23 protein-coding genes are annotated in these 22,562 nt (G+C 38.7%); 14 read left to right on the top strand and 9 right to left on the bottom strand.

Annotated features, from left to right (window positions below; genetic code table 11):
* Positions 1 to 89: 89 nt before the first annotated feature.
* The 5 genes from H5117_RS11160 to H5117_RS11140 all read left to right on the top strand — a co-directional run bounded on the left by H5117_RS11160 (position 90) and on the right by H5117_RS11140 (position 4,712).
* Complete coding sequence (locus H5117_RS11160; protein ID WP_024594946.1) at positions 90 to 1,136, top strand: GGDEF domain-containing protein; 1,047 nt, start codon at positions 90 to 92, stop codon at positions 1,134 to 1,136.
* Between the two features lie 401 nt (positions 1,137 to 1,537).
* Positions 1,538 to 2,350 (top strand): MipA/OmpV family protein, encoded by an 813-nt coding sequence (locus H5117_RS11155; protein WP_182695458.1) that lies wholly within the window; start codon positions 1,538 to 1,540, stop codon positions 2,348 to 2,350.
* A 1-nt stretch (position 2,351) separates the two neighbouring features.
* The gene (locus H5117_RS11150; protein ID WP_024594944.1) at positions 2,352 to 2,732 is read left to right on the top strand and encodes a DUF3019 domain-containing protein; all 381 of its coding nucleotides are present in this window, start codon (positions 2,352 to 2,354) and stop codon (positions 2,730 to 2,732) included.
* Positions 2,733 to 2,746: 14 nt separating this feature from the next.
* A complete protein-coding gene (locus H5117_RS11145) occupies positions 2,747 to 3,439 on the top strand; it encodes a response regulator (RefSeq protein WP_024589922.1) in 693 nt (230 codons plus the stop codon).
* Between the two features lie 25 nt (positions 3,440 to 3,464).
* On the top strand, positions 3,465 to 4,712 hold the full coding sequence (locus H5117_RS11140) for an ATP-binding protein (protein ID WP_182695457.1): 1,248 nt from the start codon (positions 3,465 to 3,467) through the stop codon (positions 4,710 to 4,712).
* 91 nt (positions 4,713 to 4,803) lie between these two features.
* Here H5117_RS11140 and H5117_RS11135 read toward each other — a convergent pair whose 3' ends face one another.
* Both H5117_RS11135 and H5117_RS11130 read right to left on the bottom strand, forming a co-directional pair.
* On the bottom strand, positions 4,804 to 5,025 hold the full coding sequence (locus tag H5117_RS11135) for a DUF3820 family protein (RefSeq protein ID WP_024594942.1): 222 nt from the start codon (positions 5,023 to 5,025) through the stop codon (positions 4,804 to 4,806).
* Positions 5,026 to 5,375: 350 nt separating this feature from the next.
* The gene (locus H5117_RS11130; protein WP_004335737.1) at positions 5,376 to 6,950 is read right to left on the bottom strand and encodes a cation:proton antiporter family protein; all 1,575 of its coding nucleotides are present in this window, start codon (positions 6,948 to 6,950) and stop codon (positions 5,376 to 5,378) included.
* Between the two features lie 266 nt (positions 6,951 to 7,216).
* Here H5117_RS11130 and H5117_RS11125 point away from each other — a divergent pair, with 266 nt between their 5' ends.
* Both H5117_RS11125 and H5117_RS11120 read left to right on the top strand, forming a co-directional pair.
* Positions 7,217 to 7,960 (top strand): sporulation protein, encoded by a 744-nt coding sequence (locus H5117_RS11125; protein ID WP_004335740.1) that lies wholly within the window; start codon positions 7,217 to 7,219, stop codon positions 7,958 to 7,960.
* A gap of 69 nt (positions 7,961 to 8,029) precedes the next feature.
* On the top strand, positions 8,030 to 8,479 hold the full coding sequence (locus H5117_RS11120; protein WP_004335742.1) for a GNAT family N-acetyltransferase: 450 nt from the start codon (positions 8,030 to 8,032) through the stop codon (positions 8,477 to 8,479).
* Positions 8,480 to 8,557: 78 nt separating this feature from the next.
* Here the strand turns inward: H5117_RS11120 and H5117_RS11115 are convergent, their stop codons facing one another.
* From H5117_RS11115 to H5117_RS11090, 6 genes are all read right to left on the bottom strand, one after another.
* The gene (locus tag H5117_RS11115; RefSeq protein ID WP_138488731.1) at positions 8,558 to 9,913 is read right to left on the bottom strand and encodes a sodium-dependent transporter; all 1,356 of its coding nucleotides are present in this window, start codon (positions 9,911 to 9,913) and stop codon (positions 8,558 to 8,560) included.
* Positions 9,914 to 10,117: 204 nt separating this feature from the next.
* Positions 10,118 to 11,410 carry a HAMP domain-containing sensor histidine kinase gene (locus tag H5117_RS11110; RefSeq protein ID WP_024597093.1) on the bottom strand — a complete coding sequence of 431 codons (1,293 nt, stop codon included), beginning with the start codon at positions 11,408 to 11,410 and terminating at the stop codon, positions 10,118 to 10,120.
* Between the two features lie 19 nt (positions 11,411 to 11,429).
* Complete coding sequence (locus H5117_RS11105; protein WP_024597092.1) at positions 11,430 to 12,134, bottom strand: response regulator transcription factor; 705 nt, start codon at positions 12,132 to 12,134, stop codon at positions 11,430 to 11,432.
* 24 nt (positions 12,135 to 12,158) lie between these two features.
* Positions 12,159 to 12,542, bottom strand: coding sequence for a DUF3019 domain-containing protein (locus tag H5117_RS11100; protein ID WP_024597091.1), 384 nt, complete (start codon positions 12,540 to 12,542; stop codon positions 12,159 to 12,161).
* Positions 12,532 to 13,314, bottom strand: a complete 783-nt coding sequence (locus tag H5117_RS11095; protein WP_259395072.1) for a MipA/OmpV family protein — start codon at positions 13,312 to 13,314, stop codon at positions 12,532 to 12,534. Before H5117_RS11095 ends, H5117_RS11100 begins: the two co-directional genes overlap by 11 nt.
* Before the next feature lie 478 nt (positions 13,315 to 13,792).
* On the bottom strand, positions 13,793 to 14,596 hold the full coding sequence (locus H5117_RS11090) for a hypothetical protein (RefSeq protein WP_182737836.1): 804 nt from the start codon (positions 14,594 to 14,596) through the stop codon (positions 13,793 to 13,795).
* A 112-nt stretch (positions 14,597 to 14,708) separates the two neighbouring features.
* On the opposite strand from H5117_RS11090, the gene H5117_RS11085 reads away from it, so the two are divergent.
* Together H5117_RS11085 and H5117_RS11080 are read left to right on the top strand one after the other, a co-directional pair.
* Complete coding sequence (locus tag H5117_RS11085) at positions 14,709 to 15,863, top strand: serine hydrolase (RefSeq protein ID WP_182694255.1); 1,155 nt, start codon at positions 14,709 to 14,711, stop codon at positions 15,861 to 15,863.
* On the top strand, positions 15,860 to 16,360 hold the full coding sequence (locus tag H5117_RS11080) for a histidine phosphatase family protein (protein WP_002963152.1): 501 nt from the start codon (positions 15,860 to 15,862) through the stop codon (positions 16,358 to 16,360). The genes H5117_RS11085 and H5117_RS11080 overlap by 4 nt, the downstream gene beginning before the upstream one ends.
* An 82-nt stretch (positions 16,361 to 16,442) precedes the next feature.
* Here the strand turns inward: H5117_RS11080 and yhbY are convergent, their stop codons facing one another.
* Positions 16,443 to 16,739, bottom strand: coding sequence for a ribosome assembly RNA-binding protein YhbY (yhbY, locus tag H5117_RS11075; protein WP_002963153.1), 297 nt, complete (start codon positions 16,737 to 16,739; stop codon positions 16,443 to 16,445).
* Positions 16,740 to 16,827: 88 nt separating this feature from the next.
* On the opposite strand from yhbY, the gene rlmE reads away from it, so the two are divergent.
* The 5 genes from rlmE to tpiA all read left to right on the top strand — a co-directional run bounded on the left by rlmE (position 16,828) and on the right by tpiA (position 22,562).
* A complete protein-coding gene (gene rlmE, locus H5117_RS11070; RefSeq protein ID WP_002963155.1) occupies positions 16,828 to 17,457 on the top strand; it encodes a 23S rRNA (uridine(2552)-2'-O)-methyltransferase RlmE in 630 nt (209 codons plus the stop codon).
* A gap of 66 nt (positions 17,458 to 17,523) precedes the next feature.
* Positions 17,524 to 19,467: an ATP-dependent zinc metalloprotease FtsH gene (gene ftsH, locus H5117_RS11065; protein WP_033013425.1), complete on the top strand. Its 1,944-nt coding sequence runs from the start codon at positions 17,524 to 17,526 to the stop codon at positions 19,465 to 19,467.
* Positions 19,468 to 19,546: 79 nt separating this feature from the next.
* Positions 19,547 to 20,392, top strand: a complete 846-nt coding sequence (gene folP / locus H5117_RS11060) for a dihydropteroate synthase (protein ID WP_154903580.1) — start codon at positions 19,547 to 19,549, stop codon at positions 20,390 to 20,392.
* Complete coding sequence (gene glmM / locus H5117_RS11055; protein ID WP_002962765.1) at positions 20,392 to 21,741, top strand: phosphoglucosamine mutase; 1,350 nt, start codon at positions 20,392 to 20,394, stop codon at positions 21,739 to 21,741. The genes folP and glmM overlap by 1 nt, the downstream gene beginning before the upstream one ends.
* Before the next feature lie 71 nt (positions 21,742 to 21,812).
* A complete protein-coding gene (tpiA, locus tag H5117_RS11050) occupies positions 21,813 to 22,562 on the top strand; it encodes a triose-phosphate isomerase (protein ID WP_002962767.1) in 750 nt (249 codons plus the stop codon).

The raw sequence follows: 22,562 nt of genomic DNA, 5'->3' as shown, positions 1-22,562 counted from the left end.
AAATAGTATTAATATAGGTTGCGTATGAGTTTACTATTACTTAACATTGAGTGCTAATAATAAAAACAATGACGCTTGAGAGTTTATTTATGAACCACGCCGTATCACTTGCTCATTCTGCTCAATGCCTTAAAAAGGCGATTCCTTTGATGGTAAAATACCGCATGCCGGTTACGCCTATCAACTATGCAATTTGGTACTGTTACATTCAAGGGAGTAACCCTTCATTAAATGCTGAATTAGACCATGTTATTGCTGAGCAACAAACATGCTCACAAGACAAAGCAAAAGAAATTTTTGATAAGCATTTAACGCAAGACGATCTGGCTTTCTTTCAAGAAATGACTGAAAAGTTCCATACAACCATGGAGCAAGTCCAGCAAGATATAAGCACCACGCTTGAACATTCCAAAAGCTTTACAACAAGTTTAGTTGATTCACAAAATGAATTAAATATGCTTGCTGATGTAAATTCTTATAATGAAATATTAGGTTGTGTAGAGCGCTTAACCGACGATTCTATTGCTATGCAGGATTATGCTAGAGAATTTCAAACTAAGTTAGCTGTTGCTTACAACGAAATAAAAGATTTAAAAGAAGCACTTAATATTTCAAAAGAAGCAGCTGATACCGACACGCTTACGGGGTTTTATAACCGAGGTAAGTTTGATTCAGATATCGTAAAATTTTGTTTTGAATACTCAGAGAAAGCACAGGAAGATTCTCTTGCCGTACTAATTATGTTTGATATTGATCACTTTAAACGTTTTAACGATGACTTTGGTCATCAAAAGGGTGACGAAGTGTTGAGGTTAGTTGCCAAAAAAGTGAGAGAAAATACAACTGAAACAGCAAATATATATAGATACGGTGGCGAAGAGTTTTGTATAACAGCTTATTTTGACACTATTAACGATATAATAGCGTTTGCCGATTGTATACGTTTAGCTATTGCGAAATTAGCGATTCGTAAAAAGCATGATATAACAGCTAAACGTGCTATTTCTGCAAGTTTTGGTTTAGCTATTTTACGTCCATTTACTAATAGCTCAGTTTTAGTTGAGCGTGCAGATAGAGCCTTATATATCGCAAAAACGCATGGCCGAAACCGAATAGAAATAGCCCCTGATATTTAATAAGCATCAGAAGCTTGATTTATTAAGGCTAAAGCCGCTATTAACTTTGGTAACCTAGTAGCTTGTAAGGTTAATAAAAAAAAGTTGTTAGAGTTGGCTTCCTGCAGATTTTATTTGAATTAAAGCATTTGCGAGGTTATCCCTCATTTCCAAAGTTTCTCAAAGCAGTGCCAGCTTAGCCAACGCACATAACTAATTTGAAGGGTTTGTCACTTCAAAAACACAAAAGTTAACATTTGTGTATACAAATTGTGAATAATTGTAACCAGCTAGAGCTAGTTTAAAAAGACCTTGCTAGTATGGGGAACTTACTTAATTTAATACTTTGATGTACGCTGATGCGGTATTCCTTCTCCTTATTAACTGCTCTATGTTTTAGCACTTTGTTTGCTTGCCTTTCGGTGCAAGCAACACAGGCAAGCAAGCATGCTGACGATTATACAGAGCAAGATATAACAACTGATCGCCTGCATTTGAGTTTAAGCGTTGGGGCTGGAGTTATAACCAACCCTTTGCATGGTGGAGATAATATTCCGCTTGTGCTTATTCCACAAATTGCGTTTTATGCAGAGCAATGGTTTTTTGATAATGGCCGCCTTGGCTATTCATTTTCACAATCCCCAAAGCATCACTTTAATCTAGTTAGTGAACTCAACTCTGAATCTCGCTTTTTTATAGACTGGCACCCTAAAAATGTATTTGCATTGCAAAGTAGTGCTCTTAATAATCAGTTTGTAATGCAAAATGAAGCCTCGTCCTCTCGCTACGCTGATATTGATAATTTGCATAAACGGCAAATTGCCTTGGATGCGGGTGTTGCATATCACTATGTAAATGATGACCATGTTTTTTCAGTTCAGGCTCTGCATGATATAACCGATGTTTATCGAGGTGTACGCGGTGCATTGCAGTGGCAATATCATACTGTGCTAGGAAAGCTTAAAATAAAGCCAACACTTGGAATAAACTATAAATCTGCGGAACTAAATAGCTATTTTTATGGACTTAATGAGGGTGAAACTCAATTTGGCAAAATAGACGTTGGTAGTAGTTGGCAACCTTATGCTAAAATCGACGCCCGTTGGCCACTGAGTAAGGCTGACTCTCTTCGTTTTCATGTAGCATATTACGACTATTCGGCTATGGATGGCAGTCCGCTCTTTGAACGTACTTATTCAATGACTGCATTTATAGGATTCGATCGTACTTTTTAATATGAAGTATTCAATATTAGTTGTGTTTATTACCACTTTTTTTAGTGGTTTTAGTGTGGCACAAACCCCTGTTTTTAGTGTTTCTCCAAAAGTCTGCGTGGTTTCCGAACAGCAGGATTTTTGCGATCTTGATTTACAGTTTAAATGGCTATTAAACACCTATAGTGATGTCTGTTTGTATCAACAAGAACAACTACTTCAATGCTGGCAGCAGCAGCGTTCTGGGCAATTTAATTATAAAGCGCGTGTTCAGGTGGAGACCATATACTCCTTAATCAATCCTCATACGGGTGTGTTAATAGCAAAAACACAGGTTGAAGTACAAAGCGCCCATGCTAAAAAAAATAGGCGTAGGCTTCGCTCTCCGTGGAGCTTTTTTTAATTTAGGAGCAACTAATGCCAAAAATTTTACTTGTTGAAGATGATCTCGGTTTACAACAGCTAACAAAAGATTACCTTGAACATAATGGCCTTGAAGTCGAAGTGTTAGAGCGTGGTGACGAAGTGTTTAATTACCTAGAAAACAATACACCCGATTTAATGATTCTAGACGTTATGCTGCCAGGTAAAGATGGCTTTAGCGTTTGCCGCCAAGTAAGAGATAAATTTACTCTACCAATTTTAATGTTGACTGCTAAAGGCGAAGACTTCGACCAAGTGCTTGGTTTAGAACTTGGTGCTGATGATTATGTAATAAAACCAGCAGAGCCACGTGTATTACTAGCGCGGATCAATGCATTACTACGACGTGGGCAACCAATAGTAAAGTCTAGTGAAGAACTGCAGTTTGGTGATTTAGTCATCGATAAAACAAGCCGTATTGTAAAACTAAGTGATTCAGAGATTGTATTAACTTCGCACGAGTTTGAACTACTATGGCTATTAGCGTCAAATGCGGGTGAAGTACTAAGCAGAGAACATGTGCACCAACATATGATTGGCCGTCAATACGACGGACTTGATAGAACTGTGGATGTACGCGTATCACGAATTCGTAAAAAATTAGGCGATAATAGTGATAAGCCGTATCGTATAAAAACCGTATGGGGACAAGGCTATTTATTTGTTTCTGATGCATGGGATCTTTAGAACTATTTAAGGTTAATCGGCTGTAATGGGAAAACTGTTTACCAGCTTATACTTATATATCATTGTTTCATTATTTGTTGTAAGTGGTGTTATTGAGCAGCTGTGGCCCTATGAAGAGTCGCAGCAGCAGGTCTTCTTAGACGATGAGTTTGGGCAATCACTGTGGTTGCTTTCACAAACCCCAAATGGTCTTAAAAAACTAAAGCATAACTTTGAAAGTAAAGTGATTGAACGACGTGATTTAATACTTCCTCAAAAACAACAATCGCAGCTAAATCAAAACCACTACTTATATTTGTATGATAAGCAACAACGCATTGTTTGGTATGTAGATCTCGGTAATGATTCATTACTTCAAGTAGGACCGGTAGGCGTATTAACGCAGCAATCATCTTCTGTTTGGCCGTATTTATTACTACTTATTATTGTAGGTATACCAGTTGGGCTATGGAGCTTTTTACTCTGGCGTGACTTTGAAAAGCTACGTAAAGCGTGTGAAGCGGTAGAGGGTTTGCAAGACTTTCAACTAAATGACTCTTCTAAGTCTTTCTTTTTACCTATAACTGATACTTTAAAGGTAATGCAGCAACGTATTGAGTTTTTACTTAGTGCGCAGCAAGAACTTACCTCATCGGTGTCGCATGAGTTTAGAACACCACTAGCACGTTTAAAGTTTGCAATAGTCATGCTACAAGAACAAATGCTTGACGAAAAAGGCGAAAAATACCTAACAAACATGCAAACAGATATTAGTGAGCTTGAGTCACTAGTTTCTGAAATGCTTGAATACGCGCGATTAGACTCTCAACAACCAAGTTTACAGCCAATAAACTGCGATTTAGCTGGGCTGGTAAAAACCACTGTTGAAAAGCTAAATTTTGAAGCTAGAACAACGCTCTCTATAAACCTCCCTGAGCATTTAAACTACTACTGTGATAGCCACTTTATGGCGCGAGTATTTCAAAATTTAATTGGCAATGCGCTCAAATACACTCATCAACAAGTCAAAATTTCATTGCTACAAGAGGCAACTCACATAGTATTGATTGTTGAAGATGATGGTGAAGGGATTGACCCCGTTGAGCGAGAAAACGTATTTAAGCCTTTTACTCGATTAGATAAAAGTAGAGGCAAGGACACTGGTGGCTTTGGTTTAGGGCTTGCTATAGTTGCTAAAATTGTGTCGTGGCACCAAGGAGAGTGTAAAGCAGAAAGCTCAAGCTTAGGTGGTGCTAAATTTATTGTATATTTACCTCTCAAATTTAAGACATAAAAAAAGCGCCTAAGGCGCTTTTTTTGCGGTTAAAAACCAAAATCAACAAGTAGCAATATAATAGACCGCAAGTATTTAAAAAAGTTCTCAATTATTTTTTATTTTTTTCAAGTAATGGCATTAACATTTGCTCAAGGCCATTTAGTTTAACCTCATACATCATCGCTAGTTGGCTACCAAGTTTCGAGTTAGGAAATCCCTGCTGTTTGAACCACACCAAATAAGGTTCTGGTAGTAGTAATAAAGGGCGCCCAGCATATTTCCCAAAAGGCATCGTTGTATTTACAGCTATTTTTAATTGTTTTGGATCCATAAGAGTTACTTAGGTTTTAAAGTCTGCATAAGTGTAAGGGATTTTAGAAATATAAAATAGGCTGTGACGGGCAAGAAACAGCCTATTTTGCGAGGGAGTAGGCCCTCTGATTTAATAATTTTTTGTTGATTAATATAAACCTAGTTGAACTTTAATTAGCTGGGATCTAATTAAGTTATTATTAGAACATGGGGTTTTATTTAACCAACATGGATAGTCTACCTGTTTTTTATGGTCGTGGTGAAATGGCTTGTAAAGGAATGTAAATAGAATTGCTTTTCATTTAAAAACTAATAACAAAGCCTTAATGATTTTAAGGCTTTGTTATTTATAGACGTTATAAAAAGTGATTATTCGTTAAATAGCTCTTGTTTAACGTGCTCTGCAAAACCACTACCTGCTTCTAAGTAAAAGTTATAAGTAGAATGAACACCCATTTCTTCTAGCTCTTTTTGTTGATCAGGGTAGTTTGCAATAGCTGTTACTTGGCCTTTATAACCTGAGGCTTGTAGTTGCTCTAGCGCAAAAATATTTTGCATATGCTTTGGCATTGCAAGCATGACCATTTCTACTTGCGAATGATTTACTCGTTGCCAAAAGTCAGGATCTGTTGCATCAGCAATTAATACGTTGCGGCCTCTGTTAACGTGCTTATCTACCACTTCAGGTTTTATATCTATGCCTGCAACAACATTTGGGTGAGTCGCGTTGATTGTTTCATAAGCACCAGTACCAATACGTCCCATACCAAAAATGACTATTTTAGTATCGTTTAGGTTAACAGGTAGCTCTTCAGCTAAACGAGTTTTGCTTTCAAACTTTAATAGCCAGTGCTCTATTTTTACGTATAGCTCGTTTGAGCGCTTATTTAACGGCGAGGCAATTACAAAGGTAATAGAAACAGCAATTGCCATTACGGCCAGCCACTCAGAAGTGATCATGCCTGTGCTAGCTGCTACTGCACATACAATTAACCCAAATTCACTGTAGTTAGATAAACTAAAGGCGGTAAGTAATGATGTACGTGCGCGTAGTTTGAATATATTTGTGAACACGTAATAAAGCGCTATTTTAATAGGTAAAACTAAAACAAGTATGATAGCAACGATTAATGAGCTAGTGGTTAGCTCTGCGCTCAAGCCAATACTTAAGAAAAAACCGACTAATAATATGTCTTTTAAATTAAGCAGAGATTTTGATAGTTCTCCTGCTTTTTTATGTGGTGCAAACATCATCCCAATTATGAGTGCGCCTAGGTCGCCTTTTAATCCTGCAAATTCAAATGCATGATAACCAGCAACTAAAGCAAAGAAAAAACCAAATAATGGTAATAGTTCACCATGTTTAGAGCGATTTAATACGCCATACATGACAGGTCGTAATAAAGGCAGAGCAATTATTAATGCAATTGCCCATACATTTGGAATTTTACCTGTACTAATCGCTAAAAAGATAACAGCAAAGATATCTTGCATGACTAGTATACCAATGGCTATTTTACCGTGAAGGCTTGCCATTTCTCCGCGTTCTTCAAGCACTTTTACTGCAAATACAGTACTTGAAAAACTAAGCGCAAACCCAACTAATAAAGCACTTTGCCAACTTAAATCAATAAACAGTGGAATAGCGAAAACACCAAGCAATAACATAAAGCCACTAAAAAGCGCGCTGCTAAAAATAATATGCAATGTTGCAGGCGCCCACACTTGGGGTTTAATTAAACTGTTTACCTTTAGCTTTAAACCAATACTAAAAAGAAGAAGGGTTACGCCAAGTGCTGCTATTGTATCGAGCAACTCTGTACTTTTATAACCCGATAAATTTAAAGCAAAACCTGCTAATAAAAATCCAATAAGAGGAGGCAGCTTTAACTGATAAACAGCAAAGCCACACACAAACGCGGCGGCAAAATAGATTAGTTCCATAATTCTTAATATCACTTCATTTGGGGTTGCAGTGTAACGAAAAATTTATACCATTGAAAATAAAAATAGACCTAAAAATGAACGCGTCTAATCAAATACTTGCCTAGCTGTGTATAAAAAATGCGCATCAAACATATATTTAATCGTAAATAGCATGTAAATAACATTTTTTCACTGACATTGGCTTTTAAATATGGTTAAGATGCGATAACGAAGAAGTTTAAGCAAGAGCAAATAATAGAACCGCTCAGCTTAAGGAGAAATATATGTTTAAAAAGATTTTAGCGTCGGTAGGTATTGGTGCTGCAAAAGTAGATACTGTTTTAGAGACTGAACACCTACAACCTGGTCAGCTTTTTAATGCACAAATAGTCATTACCGCAGGTGATGTTAGCCAAGATATTGCAGGCTTAGATTTATTACTTATGACCCGTGTTAAAGTGGCAGGTGATGATGGCGATTATTTTACCAATCATGTGATTGACCAATGGCGAATTACAGATATAGGTACAATTGAGCCTGGCGAAGTTAAAAGTATCCCTTTTGAAGCACGTCTTCATTCTGAAACACCTATTACAGAAATTAATGCAGGTTACAATCAATCCCATGTGTGGCTTGAAACAGGTTTAGATATTGATTTAGCACTTGATCCGAGCGATAAAGACCATTTACATATTTACCCTAATGAAGCTGTTAAAACGTGCATGCAGGCGATGGAAAAGCTAGGTTTTAGCTTAATGAAGGCTGATGTAGAAAAAGGCCATTTGCGCGCTTCAACATTTCAATCGTTATCGGGCTGTTATCAGGAACTTGAATATAAGCCAAATAGCCGTAGTTTATTTGGCATTCAAGAGATCGAGTTGTCATTTGTACCAGAGGCACATAAAACACACGTGCTTATAGAGCTAGACAGGGCCTTTAGAGGCGATGGTTATGTAGATTTAACGATAGAGCATGACCACGTGAATTTATCGCAGTTGTGCGACCAACTAGAGCGCTTATTTGCTTAATATAAACTAACAAGTGAATAATTTTATTAAACCCGGCCTAGGCTGGGTTTATTGTTTATAGGATTTAAAATGCAATTTAAATGTGAGCAGTTTAATGCTTTAGATGCGCATACTCTTTTTACTATTATGCGAGGACGTGTAGACGTATTTGTTGTAGAGCAGGCGTGCCCTTACCCTGAACTTGATGATGTAGATATTGATTTAAATACACAGCATTTATATACACTAGACAATGGGCGGCTACACACTTATGCCCGATGCTATGAAAAAAATGAGCAATACAGCGCAATAGGACGCGTACTGGTAAGTAAAAGTGCGCGTGGCAAAGGCGACGCCACTGTACTTGTAAGTAAAGCTATAGAATGCTGTAAAGAGCGGTGGCCTGAACGAGATATTTATATTGGCGCACAAACCTACTTACTTGATTTTTACCGCTCCTTTGGCTTTGAAGATTACAAAAGTGAATATCTAGAAGACGGTATACCTCATCAAGATATGATTTTAAAACTCACTCAATAAATCCAATTTAAGCAGCTATAAAAAAGCCCACTAATGTGGGCTATTTTATTTAAAACTATTTTAAGGCTAAGGTATCATTTAGCTCAATAGTGAATGTAAAAACACCATGCCAATAGCAAGTGGACATACAAACTTAGTATACCAAGGCCATATTTTCCAAAACAATGTATTGTGAACTTCAGGGTTACCCTCTTGAATTGCTTTTAGTAATGAGCCTCTATACCAAATCCAGCCTACAAATATACAACACATAAGACCAAGTAAAGGCTGAGCTACTTTTGTAGTGAGAGTGATTACTAAGCCAAATAAGCTGCTAAGGTTACACACAATTGTAATACTGACGATAGCGATTAGCGCCCCAATTAACCACGTTGCTTGAACGCGTTTCATCCCAAAGCGCTCTACGGTGTATGATACTGGCGCCTCTAACATTGAAATAGATGATGTTAAAGCGGCAATACTCATTAACGCAAAAAATGAAAAACCCACAAATAAGCCAACTTCGCCCATTCCATCAAATAAAGCGGGGAGTACCTGAAACACTAATGTATCTTCAGAGAGTAGCTTACCGGTTGTGGCCGAGAATATTTCAACGCCTTGAGCTTGTGCTACGTACATAGCCGGAATAATCAGTAAACCTGCAACAAAGGCTATAAATACATCAATAAGGGTTACATAGGCACCTAAAGAAACGAGGTTTTCTTTTTTACTAATGTACGAGCCGTAAATAATCATTACGCTAGTGCCAAGCGATAGTGAGAAGAAAGCTTGCCCTAGTGCACTTACTAATAGTTTTGCGTCAAAAATAGATGAAAAGTCAGGAACTAAGTAGGCTTTTAAGCCTTCCATAGCACCATCTTGCGTCATCACATAAGCAATAAGTGCAAATAAAATGCCTAAAAGTGCAGGCATTAAACGCTTAGACCACTTCTCAATACCGTTTTCAACGCCTCTACTTATAATAGCGACTGTTAGTACGATAAAGATCATAGTGAATATAATATTTCGAGTAAGTGATTGCTCGCTTAACCATGTAGATGCTGTGTTGGCACCAACTAAAGTGGCTATGGGTTCAGCTGTGGCGCTGAGCATCCAACCGGCAACAATGGCGTAAAAGCTTAGTATAAAGCCAGCACATAAAATACCGCCAAAACCAACAGCAAAGGCAAAGTGTTTTTGCCATGGCTTATTAGATATTTTTTGAAGTGATGACACTGCGTTTGCTTGGCCATGACGTCCAATCATAAGTTCAGCCATTAAAGCAGGGTAGGCTAGAAAGAACGCAAGCACTAAATATGCGACTAAAAATGCAGCACCGCCATTACTTGCTGTTTGTGTAGGGAATCCCCAAATATTGCCCAAACCAACGGCAGAACCCGCGGCGGCCATAATAAAACCAAAGCGAGAGCTAAACTCGCCTCTAACTGCGCTCATATTATTGTACTTCTCTATTGTGTGACGGCGGTGACAATCTACTGGAAATGTAAAAAAATAAAAAGTGCTTATTTGCTGATCTAGCACAAATTAATAAGTAAAGTGTATGTTATAACCATCGATTTTAATTGTTGTTATTAAGTCGTTTAAAATAACGAGTTGATTTTGTTTAATAATTGTTAATTACAGTCTGTAACTATTGCTTTACGGATTATGGTGCTGTGCAATAGTGAGAGTAAAGCACGCCCCCCCTAACTGGGTGCTTTTACTTACTTTAACGCTGCCATGATGCCAATCAGCTACCTTGGTAACAATGGCTAGGCCAAGGCCATAACTCTTATCGGCTCTGTTACGGTGATCTTCCTCTCTAAAAAATGGGCTAAATACATTACTAAAGTTCTCTTGTGCGATACCTGGGCCGTCATCTTCTACCGTTATTATAAGCTGTTGCTCGTGTAACTTTGCACTGAGGTAAATATGTTGGTTTGCAAAATCACATGCGTTAGTTAATAAGTTAGTAATTGCACGGGCCAGCCAGTGAAGATCTGCATTTATTATTTTATCTGTACTATTGAGTTGTACGTTGAGCATTTGCATTTCAAGTTTTGGTGCAAGTTGAACTAAAATATCTTCAAGGTAGGATTTAATATTGGTTGATGAATAGGTTAGTTTATTCGCGTTTTGCTCTAAAGTAGCAAATGCTAAATAGCTACTAAGCATCGATTCCATATGATCTAAATCGTTTTCCATACGGGTTAAATACTGTTTTACTTTTTGCTCATCATGGCTATCTAATGCCGCATCTAAACCAAATCGCAGGCACGCGATAGGAGTGCGTATGTCGTGAGACAAGCTTGAGGCCATTAGTTTGTTTTCGGCGACAAGTTTCTCTATTTGGCTAGCCATGCGGTTAAAAGTAAGTTCTACATCTTTTATATAGGTAAAGTGCGATACCTTTATTCGGGCATGAACATTACCAGAGGCAAACTTTTTAGCGGCTTCATTTAAGACAGTTAGCCGTTTAGCTAAGGGCGCGATAATAAACCCCATAAATACACATAGGCCTGCGTAAAATAGTAGAGTTAATATAATGTCGTTATGCTGCTCGCTATCAAAAATTTTATCTAAGCGCATTGATAAGTGAAAAGGATTTAAAACGTCGCTACTATAAAGCATATAAAAGCCTTGCTGATCTTCTAAAATCAGCCCACCTGGCGTGTGCATTTGTAATAATAAAGAAGGTGGTAAAGCGAGTGACTCATTTGGCTTGTAGTCAATTAAAACATCAAACTCTCGGGCTAGTTGTTTTACATAATCGCTGCGCTCAGATGTAGGTATGTTAGCTAACTGCTTATTAAAACCCATGATCATTTTACTTTGCTGACTAAATTCATCTTGTGGGGTATGCGCTTGTTGACTAAAAGCATCAATAAGCCAGCCCAATACCACAATAGATAAAAGTGCACTGCCTAGAAGCGATATATAAAACTTTTTCATTTATTTATTCATCGCTCTATTACCACGCGGTAGAAACAAGTAAATATCCACGGCCCCAAATAGTTTTAATTTTTTCAGGGTTTTGTGGATCATCATTAAATTTTTTACGAAGTGCAGAAATAAGTACATCAACACTTCTATCAAGCCCATCGTATTCTCTACCTTTCGTAGCTTTAAATACGGCATCGCGTGAGACAACTTGACCTGCATTGCTTGCAAGGTAGTGTAATAATAGATATTCGGCGCTTGATATGTTTATATCTTGCTCGTTAAGGGTCACATTTCTAGATTCGGTATTAATACTAAGTGCACCAACTTGAATAACGCTTTGGCTAACCTGCGGCTTATTTGGCTCATTATTTTGACGCAGTGCTGCTTTTATTCGCGCTAGCAATGCACGTGGACGCACCGGTTTCATTATGTAATCGCTTGCGCCAACTTCTAAACCAATAACTTCATCCATCTCTTCATCGCGTGCGGTGAGCATTATAATAGGCGAATTATAAAAGCTACGAAGCTCTCTACATACGCTAATACCATCTTGCCCCGGGAGCATAATATCAAGGAGCACAATATTTGGGTTTAACGTTTTGACCTGGCTAACAACTTCGTCACCACGATGACAAACATGCGTTGTATAGCCTTGCTCTGTTAAATATTCAGCAACCCATTGCGCTAGTGATGCATCGTCTTCAACAAGTAAAATAGTGCCGTAGTTATCCATAAAATATCCCTAATACGATTGGTATTAAAATAGTCGCCAGCGGCGTTTTTTTTGTCTGTTTTGATAAACCCATTGTAGTTTTACTTCTGCTGTACTGATGACTTTGGATGTATTGCTATCAAATAGTTCAAATGAAATGCTTTGCTGTGAGTCAAAAGCATAATTAAAAGTACCACTTTGTTGCTTTAGCCAACATTGCATAATGTACTTTGAAGTTGCATCGCGTAGGCAGTAATTACCAATGATAGGCTGCTCCCACGTAAGTGTAACATCGGCATAGCAATTACGCCCTTCGCGCAGTGCAACGCAAGTGTCGGGTAGTGCTATGAGTGCTTCAGGGGGGTCCTGCGCTTTAACAGTAAAGGTACTGGGAAAGATCAGTAATACCCAGATCCATCTAAAATACATAACGTAGGCCTACCTTGGCTTTATGTTGATATCCTTGGGAAATAATTGGACTGTCGTCAATTTCTTTTGAAAACCATGTAGTAAGCCAACCGGATAAAAACACCCAATCTTGGCTTATTGGATATTCAGCATGGAACTCAAAGATGATACTAGTACTGGCATTGCTGCTATAAATCGGGCGAAGGCTGGTGGCTTCATCGCTATCAATGCCAAAGTAATAATTGGTAAAGTCAGCAGAGTAGGCGCTTAAACCAACACCAGATCTAAACTCCCAGTTTCGCCATGGCAAAATGTGGGTAAAAAAGCTATTTATAACCCAGCCATTATGGGCACCAGATACGTCATGAAGGTATTCAAAGGAGAATTGTGAATTTTCAAATCGGCGCGAGAGCCTAAGACCAACATCAAAATCGTAATTACGTTTTTTAATACCTTGGAGTTCTTTTATAACACCGTGGTTATAAAACCCGAGGCCTTTTTCGTCAAACCCGGCTTGAGTATTTGTGCCAAGTATATCTAAGCCCCAATCAAATTTATCTATAAGGCTGTAACCAATTACAAGACCACCGCTGAGTTGATTGTGATCAAAATCAAGATAAAATTTATCGTAAGAAACAGCAAGACTTAAATCAAGCTCAACGCCTTTATCGTAAGATTCGATACCGATTAGGTAAGAATCTTCAATATAAAAGCCCGCACCTGCACTCCAATCCCACGCAAAGCCTTGGGTTGGTTCTAACGTATTGTCTGCATAATAGCGATTACTTGCCATACTTGTGGTGCTAAAAATAAAGCAAAAAAGCAATGTTATGCTAACTAAAGTATGGTTAAGCAAAGTGTTTTTCATCCCTATGGGGCCTAATTATTATTTGTTATTAAGCGTAGTATATTGTTAATTCGTTCCTTTAATCTGTAAAAAAATGTAGTAAGTGTTAGGTCTGTTGAACTTTCAAGGTTAAATTTTCAGCAGCCTGTTTGGTATTTAGGCAAGGCAGAGCCTATGCAGTGTGGCTATTCCCCATAAATGGGCGATAACGTAGCATTAATGCCAAACAGGCGCTGCCCAAAGTGTTTTTCCTAAGGGCTATTTACGCTTTGTTGCTCGGTTTTTACTTATTCTTACATGGATGTAAGCCATTAGAATAACGCAGGAGCAGTTATCGAGCCCACTAGGTTACAAACCTAGCGCCGCGATTAAATAGCCCCTAGTTTGAACAAATTTTAATTCGTAAAGATCAACAGACCCTAATTTACTGAACTTTAATTTTATCGATTAATATACTGCTTAAGTAAAACTGCATCATAGGCGTTAATGCGCTTACTTCTGTTCTGTTACATGGACCACTAAGCTTGGCAAGGCTAGATAACTTTGACAACGTTTTGTACTGAGGAATTTGAATGTCTTTTCCAAGTCTTTCCATGCGGGCTTCATCAGTATTTTGCTGATGGACAAAAGCGACAACCTCAAGCTCATTAGTTATTTTTTGCTCTTCGGTGAAACTATAAACTAGTGGCTCACGATGAAAACTTGCACTATCAATAGAAGATTTAGCAAACCAAACAACATCACCTGATGCTTTGTGTGTGAGGCGCATACTTACTTGTGCAAATATTGCAGCGCATTCCTGAGTTGGGTATTGCTGAGCAATATCTGAATATAATGTAAAAGGGTTCTCAGGTTGCTTTATTGCGTACTTAACATCGTCAGTGAAAGTTAAATCAAGTTGCTGAATAGTTAGTGTGTAGTCGCTGTTATTTTTAGTGGTTACTTTTAGCTGTTTATCGTTAAGTGCTTGGCTAATTTGCGATAAAAGTTTATTGGTTACACTTGCCTTATCGGTAATAATTTTTACAGTTTGGTTTCTAACTACCTTATGTGCAGGAAGTTGAACGGATTTAACTTTTGGGGATGAGTGTTCTGTGGTGTACTCAAGCTGGTAGGTCTGACTTTTTAATGTTGGCTTTAATGGCATAGCCAGTGGCTCGGCCGGCTGCTTTGTAAGAGTACAACCAGTTGATAATATAAAAAAAAGTGACACAACTAAAAAACGCATAAGTACTAAACACTCACTAAAAACCAAATAATCGTCGTATTGTACGTTAGTCCAAACAAAACTTCATGATATTATCTACATAGATGTAGTTAAAAAGATAAAATTTATAAAAATGAAGTATCTCAAATCTTTATTGTATAGCCTACCTGCTTTGTGTTTGTTGTTTAGCTCTGTGAGTTTTGCAGCAAAAGCAGATCCTGATTGGGATGCATTTGTAAAAAAGTACGGCCGTTATGCGCAAAAAAAACTGAAAAATAAAGGTATACCAGGCGCTGCACTTTCGATTGTAAGTACAAACAACTCAGACTACATCCACACCATGGGTGTAACTAAAACCCGAAATGGACAAAAAGTAAATAAGCATACCCGGTTTAGGCTCGCGTCTGTTTCTAAAACATTTGCAGGCTCGTTATCAGCTAAATTAGCCAATGAGGGTTTACTTAAATTAGATAAAGCTGTTAGCGATTACATAACTGAGTTCAAAGGGACTGTTTATCAAGATGATTTAAAGGTATTTCACCTTCTAAGTCATGCAAGTGGGTTAGTGCCTAATGCGTACGATAATTTGATAGAGTCTCGTATGGATTACCCCAGTATTGTTGAAAAATTACTTAGTGTTAAACCTATTTGCAAACCAGGCGAATGTTACGGTTATCAAAATGTTATGTTTAGCCTTATAGGTAATGTGATATTACAAAGCAGTGGTAAAAGTTACGCGCAGTGGTTACGAGAAACTATTTTTGCGCCTTTAAAAATGAGTGATGCCAGCTTAGGTTTTGAATCTATGGTTCAGGATGAAAATTACGCATTACCACACGTGCGCGGTACAAAACGTTGGTATAGCGCTAAGCTTAAAAAAAATTATTATAAAGTGGGACCTGCAGCGGGTGTAAACGCAAGCGCAAATGACATGGCCATTTGGTTAAAAGCCCAGCTAGGGCAATACCCTGATGTTTTGTCATTGGATACTCTAGCAAAGCAAACGCGTCCTTATACACATACAAAAAAAGAAATGCATCGCAGGGTGTGGAAAAAACACCTTAATGAGGCTTATTACGGACTAGGTTGGCGGGTTTATAATTACGCTGATGAAACGCTTTACTATCATAGTGGCTGGGTGCAAGGATATCGAAGCGATGTGGTTGTGTTTCCCCAATTAAATGTTGGTTTTAGTTTAATCGTTAATGCTGAAACCGGTGTAATAAATGAATTAACGACTGAATTTATCGACAGGCTATTAGAATACAAACGAGGTAAAAAAATATGAATAAAATAATATTAGCAATCACTTTTTTAGCCTTGTCATTTAATTGTAGTTTGGCATTTGCCGCACCTGACGAGGTATATTTGTTTCGTCATAGCGAAAAGTTAACGGGGAAAAACCCAGCGCTCTCAGAAGAGGGGAAGGCACGTGCAAATAATTTAGTTACTTTGTTTAAAGAACATCAAAATATACATCTTTTTAGCAGCAACTATAAACGCACGTTGCAAACAGCCGCACCTTTGCAGGCACATTTTAATACCAAATTAAATGTGTATAACGCAGGTGAGCTAGGTGATTTAAAAAATGAGTTACTCAAACTAAAGGGTGTAGTTGTTGTTATTGGGCACAGTAATACGACGCCGCAACTGGCTGAACTACTCTCCAATGAAAAAGTGCCAGCTATGAGTGAGACACAATTTACTCAGTATTTTATATTGCATAATAAGCCCAGAAGTAATGGCACTGATTATGATGTAACGCACCATACAATGAGCTTTTAAATTAAAAAGTGTTATATAACAAAAAACCAGCATTAAGCTGGTTTTTTAATTTAAACGTACTAAATCCTTTAAATAGGATTAATTAATTACGTGGTAAATGTATTTTTTTCTCAACACTTTGACGATAAAGCACAATAGTGTGACCTATCGTTTGTAGCTTAGTCGCACCAGTTTCACGTACGATTGCTTCAAAAATAAGTGCTTTTGTTTCACGATCATCAGTTGGAACTTTAACTTTGATTAATTCGTGAATTTCTAATGCACTTTGAATTTCGACTACTACGCCTTCGGTTAAACCGTTAGAACCTAGTAAAACTACAGGCTTGAGGCTATGTGCCTGACCTTTTAAAAACTGCTTTTGTTTGTTTGATAATGTCATGTTTATACAAATTTTGCTGAATATGGCTTGAATTAAGGGTATTCTAACGCCATCTAGAGAATATTACTAATTAGTTGCGTGTTAATTTATGACAAATAAAAAACAGTCAGCCAGTTCACAGCGATGGCTGAAAGAACATTTTGATGATAAATATGTTCAAGAAGCGCAAAAAAAAGGCTGGCGTTCACGAGCGGTTTTTAAATTAGATGAAGTACAAAATAGAGATAAGTTACTTCGCCCTGGTATGACCGTTGTTGATTTAGGAGCAGCTCCAGGAAGCTGGTCACAGTATTTGGCAGAAAAAGTAGGTGACAAAGGTCAAGTAATTGCCTGTGACATATTACCTATGGACTCACTTGCGGGTGTTGACTTTTTACAAGGTGACTTTCGTGAAGAAGCTGTGTTAAATGCGTTGCTAAAACGTATTGATGGTAAAAATGTTGATGTGGTACTCTCTGACATGGCACCAAATATGAGTGGTAATAACTCAGTAGATCAAGCGGGTAGTATGTATTTGGTAGAACTTGCGCTGGATATGTGTAGTCAAGTACTAAAGAAAAATGGCGCATTTATTGTTAAGGTTTTCCAAGGTGAAGGCTTTGATCAATACTTGCAAGATGTACGTAATAGTTTTAAAGCAGTGAAAATACGCAAACCTGATGCCTCACGTGCCCGTTCTCGGGAAGTATATATAGTAGCGACTGGATACAAACTGTAGTACAGTTGCTTGGCGTTTAGTTGAATTTAAATTAATTGGATACAAGAGGTTAACCCCTTGAGCGATATGGCGAAAAATTTAATACTATGGCTGGTGATTGCAGTTGTGCTGATGTCAGTCTTTCAGAGCTTTAATGGTGGCGAGCAAGTTGATCGTCAAACAAGTTACACTCAATTTGTTAAAGATGTCCGCAGTGGCTCTTTACAAGAAGTTATTATCGACCGCGGTACAGGAAATATTACTGGTACTAAGAGCAGTGGTGAGCGTTTTCAAACAACGATGCCAATGTACGATGAAGACTTAATAAATGATTTACTTAAAAATGATGTAAATGTGAAGGGTGTACAACCTGAAGAACAATCATTCTTAGCAAGTATATTTATTTCTTGGTTCCCGATGATACTGCTTATAGGTGTATGGATATTCTTCATGCGTCAAATGCAAGGCGGTGGCGGTAAAGGCGCTATGTCATTTGGTAAGAGTAAAGCCCGTTTAATGAGCGAAGATCAAATTAAAACCACGTTTGCAGATGTTGCTGGTTGTGATGAAGCGAAAGAAGATGTTACCGAATTGGTAGACTTTTTACGTGACCCTTCTAAGTTTCAAAAGCTTGGCGGTAGTATTCCTAAGGGCGTACTAATGGTTGGTCCTCCTGGTACTGGTAAAACGTTACTTGCAAAGGCTGTTGCGGGTGAAGCGAAAGTACCGTTTTTTACAATTTCTGGTTCAGATTTTGTTGAAATGTTTGTCGGTGTTGGTGCGTCACGTGTACGTGATATGTTTGAACAAGCTAAAAAAGCGGCACCTTGTATTATCTTTATAGATGAGATTGATGCGGTTGGTCGTAAACGTGGCGCAGGTATGGGCGGCGGTAACGATGAACGTGAGCAAACACTCAACCAAATGCTAGTAGAAATGGATGGTTTTGGTGGTAACGAAGGTATTATCGTTATTGCGGCAACTAACCGACCAGATGTTCTAGACCCTGCATTACTTCGTCCAGGTCGTTTTGACCGTCAAGTAGAAGTTGGTTTACCTGATATACGTGGTCGTGAGCAAATACTTAAAGTACACATGCGTAAAGTGCCATTAGGCGATAACGTAGAAGCGGCTCTTATAGCACGTGGAACACCTGGTTTTTCTGGCGCTGATTTAGCGAACTTAGTAAACGAAGCTGCACTTTATGCTGCACGTGGTAATAAACGTGTTGTAAGTATGGCTGAATTTGACGCTGCTAAAGATAAAATCATGATGGGCGCAGAGCGCAAAACCATGGTGATGAGCGAGCAAGAAAAAGAAATGACAGCATATCACGAAGCAGGCCACGCAATTGTGGGCCGTATGGTTCCTGAACATGATCCAGTTTACAAAGTATCTATTATTCCACGTGGCCGTGCGCTAGGTGTAACAATGTACTTGCCTGAACAAGACCGTGTTAGTCATTCAAAAGAACTTTTAGAATCAATGATTTCAAGCCTTTATGGTGGCCGTATTGCTGAAGCGCTTATTTATGGTGCTGACAAAGTAACAACGGGTGCAAGTAACGATATTGAGCGCGCAACTGATATTGCACGTAAAATGGTTACACATTGGGGTTTAAGTGAAAAGCTAGGTCCATTGCTTTACGCTGAAGATCAAAACGAGATGTATATGGGTGGTGGCGGAAGCCGTGCATCTAGTATGTCGGATGATACTGCTAAAATAATTGATGCTGAAGTACGCTTGTTTTCAGATCGTAACTACCAAAGAGCAGAAGAAATATTAAAAGAAAATATTGATATTCTTCACTCAATGAAAGACGCGTTAATGAAATACGAAACAATCGACGCTAAGCAAATTGATGATTTAATGGCGCGCCAACCAGTGCGTGAGCCGCGCGATGCTCATGACCGCCATGAAGCTAAGCCGGTAAAAGAGCAAGAACCTCAAGAGCCAGTGCTTGATGAAAGTCAAAAAGCGGATGATTCATCGAAAAAAGATGAAACAAACCTTGATGATAAAGCTGAATAATCGTTAAAATAGTTAGTGAAAGCCCCGAATTTCGGGGCTTTTTTGTATCAGCTATTTAGAAAAAGAATAAAGGTTGGCAATGACTAATATATTAAAGCTTCCCAGAGGACGTACGCTCAATATTGAAAAGCCTGTTATTATGGGAATATTGAATGTAACGCCAGACTCATTTTCTGACGGCGGGCAGTTTTTAGACCCCAAAATAGCGCTAAAGCGCGCAATGCAATTGTTAGGGGATGGTGCGCAAATTTTAGACATTGGGGGAGAGTCTACCCGCCCCGGCGCGCCAGATGTGAGTTTGAAAGATGAACTAGCCCGAGTAATTCCTGCTATTAAAGCGATACGTGAGTACAGTGATTGCGTTATTTCAATTGATACCAGTAAAGCACAAGTAATGGAGCAAGCAATACTCGCTGGGGCAGATATAGTCAATGATGTAAGAGCTCTACAAGAAATAAACGCCTTAGAAACGGTTGCGCAGTATGAAGATGTAGCAATTTGTTTAATGCATATGCAAGGGCAACCCCGCAGCATGCAGTGCGCACCTCATTACGACAATCTGTTTGCAGATATAAATATGTTTTTTAGTGAACGTATTAAAGCATGTGAAACAGCAGGGATTAAGTTTGAGCGACTTATTCTAGACCCTGGTTTTGGATTTGGAAAAACACTTAGCCATAACTATCAAATATTGGCTAAGTTTGATGATTTTAACAAGTTAGGTTTGCCATTATTGGCCGGATTATCTCGTAAGTCGATGATAGGTAATCTATTAAATAGAGAAACAAATGAGCGATTAGCGGGCAGCTTAGCGGGTGCGTTAATCGCGGCGCAAAATGGCGCAAAAATTATTCGTGTACATGACGTTAAAGAAACCGCAGACGTACTTGGTGTATATCAAGCCTGCGAGAAAGGAATTGCATAATGAAAGAAAGAAAATATTTTGGTACTGATGGCGTACGTGGTCTAGTAGGAACGCCACCTATTAACCCTGAGTTTGCAATGAAGTTGGGTTGGGCTGCAGGGCGCGTATTATCTCAAAGTGGTACTAAAAAAGTCATTATAGGTAAAGATACGCGTATTTCTGGCTACATGCTTGAAACTGCACTTGAGGCTGGTTTAATTGCCGCTGGTATTGATGTTGTATTACTGGGTCCAATGCCGACACCTGCAGTTGCGTATTTAGCGCAAACATTTCGTGCAGAGGCAGGTATAGTAATTAGTGCCTCACATAACCCTTATTACGATAACGGTATTAAGTTTTTCAATGGGCAGGGTCTAAAGCTTGACGATGAAGTAGAGCTTCAAATTGAAGCGATGCTTGATGAGCAAATGACATGTGTTGCTTCAGATAAACTAGGTAAAGCTTCGCGTTTAGTTAGTGCAGACGGCCGTTATATAGAGTTTTGTAAGAGCCAGTTCCCCCAAGGGTTATCTTTAGAAGGGCTTAAAATTGTTGTCGATTGCGCAAATGGCGCTACATACCATATAGCTCCTTCTGTCATGCGCGAACTTGGCGCTGAAGTTATAACACATGCATGCGAGCCTAATGGCGTTAATATAAATCATGAATGTGGCGCTACTCATGTAGATACCCTTAAACGCAAAGTGCTTGAATTTAAAGCTGACGTAGGTATTGCATACGATGGGGATGGCGATCGTGTAATGATGGTTGATCATAATGGTCGTGTATTTGATGGTGACGATTTAGTTTATATTATTGCTTGCCAAGCTGCCGAAGATGATATGTTGGGTGGAGGTGTAGTTGGCACTGTAATGTCTAACATGGGTCTTGAAAATGCTTTAAAAGCAAAAGGTATCGAGTTTGCTCGCAGTAAAGTGGGTGACCGCTATGTAATGGAATTACTACAGCAAAAAGGCTGGAAAATTGGCGGTGAAAGCTCAGGCCATGTATTAAATTTAGATTTAATTAGCACGGGTGATGGCATTATATCAAGTTTGCAAGTACTTGCAGCTATGGTTGCACAAAACCGTACACTACAAGATTTGGGTGCTGGTTTTACTAAATATCCAATGAAAATGATTAACGTGCGCTATACCGCTGGAACAGATCCGACAAAAGCGCCAGAGGTACTTTCAGCTGTAGCAGAAGTTGAGCTTGCTTTAGGGGACAAAGGCCGAGTTTTACTGCGCAAATCAGGCACAGAACCTGTTGTTCGTGTTATGGTTGAAGCCGAGCAAGAAAAAATTGTAATAGACAGCGCTCAAAAAATTGCAGCTGTTGTAGAATCTATGAGCAAACAGACTGATTAATAACAATAACCTCTTGTAACTTTGGGCGAGAAAAGTTAATATCTCGCCCGCTTTCTAATGTGGAGTGGAAAATGGCAATACGCAAGGCGATGGTCGCAGGCAACTGGAAAATGAATGGTTCGTTAGAGCTAGTTAAACAAATGTCTGATGCTATTAACGATGTAAAATCACAAGAGATGGACATTGTTTTATTTCCTCCATTCCCACTTGTACCTGCGATGATAGCTAGTGGTGTTTCTACAGGTGCTCAAACTGTTTCTGAAAATACACCTGGTGCGTTTACCGGTGAAGTAGACGGACAGCTTCTAAAAGACTTAGGTGCAACTTACGTACTCGTTGGTCACTCTGAACGCCGCAGTATTTATAACGAAAGTAATGAAACTGTCGCTGAAAAGTTTGCTAGAGCACAAGAAGTTGGGTTAACACCAATTTTATGTGTTGGCGAAAGTGAAAGTGAGCAAGAAAACGGTCAAACCGAACAAGTAGTTGCTGCACAAATTGATGCAGTAATTGAAAAATTAGGTGTAGCAGCACTGAAAGATTCTGTGATAGCATACGAGCCCGTTTGGGCCATAGGCACAGGTAAGACTGCATCGCCAGAGCAGGCACAAACTGTTCATAAATTTATCCGTGATAAAATTGCTGCACTTGATAGCACTTTAGCACAAGGGCTTTCCATCTTATATGGTGGTAGCGTTAATGAAAAAAATAGCGAATTATTATTTGCACAAACAGATATAGATGGCGGCTTAATTGGCGGCGCAAGTCTAAAAGCAGAATCTTTTTCTGCAATCTGTAACAGTGCAAAAGGGACTGTATAA

Origin of the sequence: Pseudoalteromonas sp. SG45-1, from assembly GCF_014164135.1 — a bacterium.
Taxonomy (GTDB): Bacteria; Pseudomonadota; Gammaproteobacteria; order Enterobacterales; family Alteromonadaceae; genus Pseudoalteromonas; species Pseudoalteromonas distincta.
Note: the sequence above shows the minus strand (reverse complement) of the source record. Positions and strands in the feature narration are given on the sequence as shown.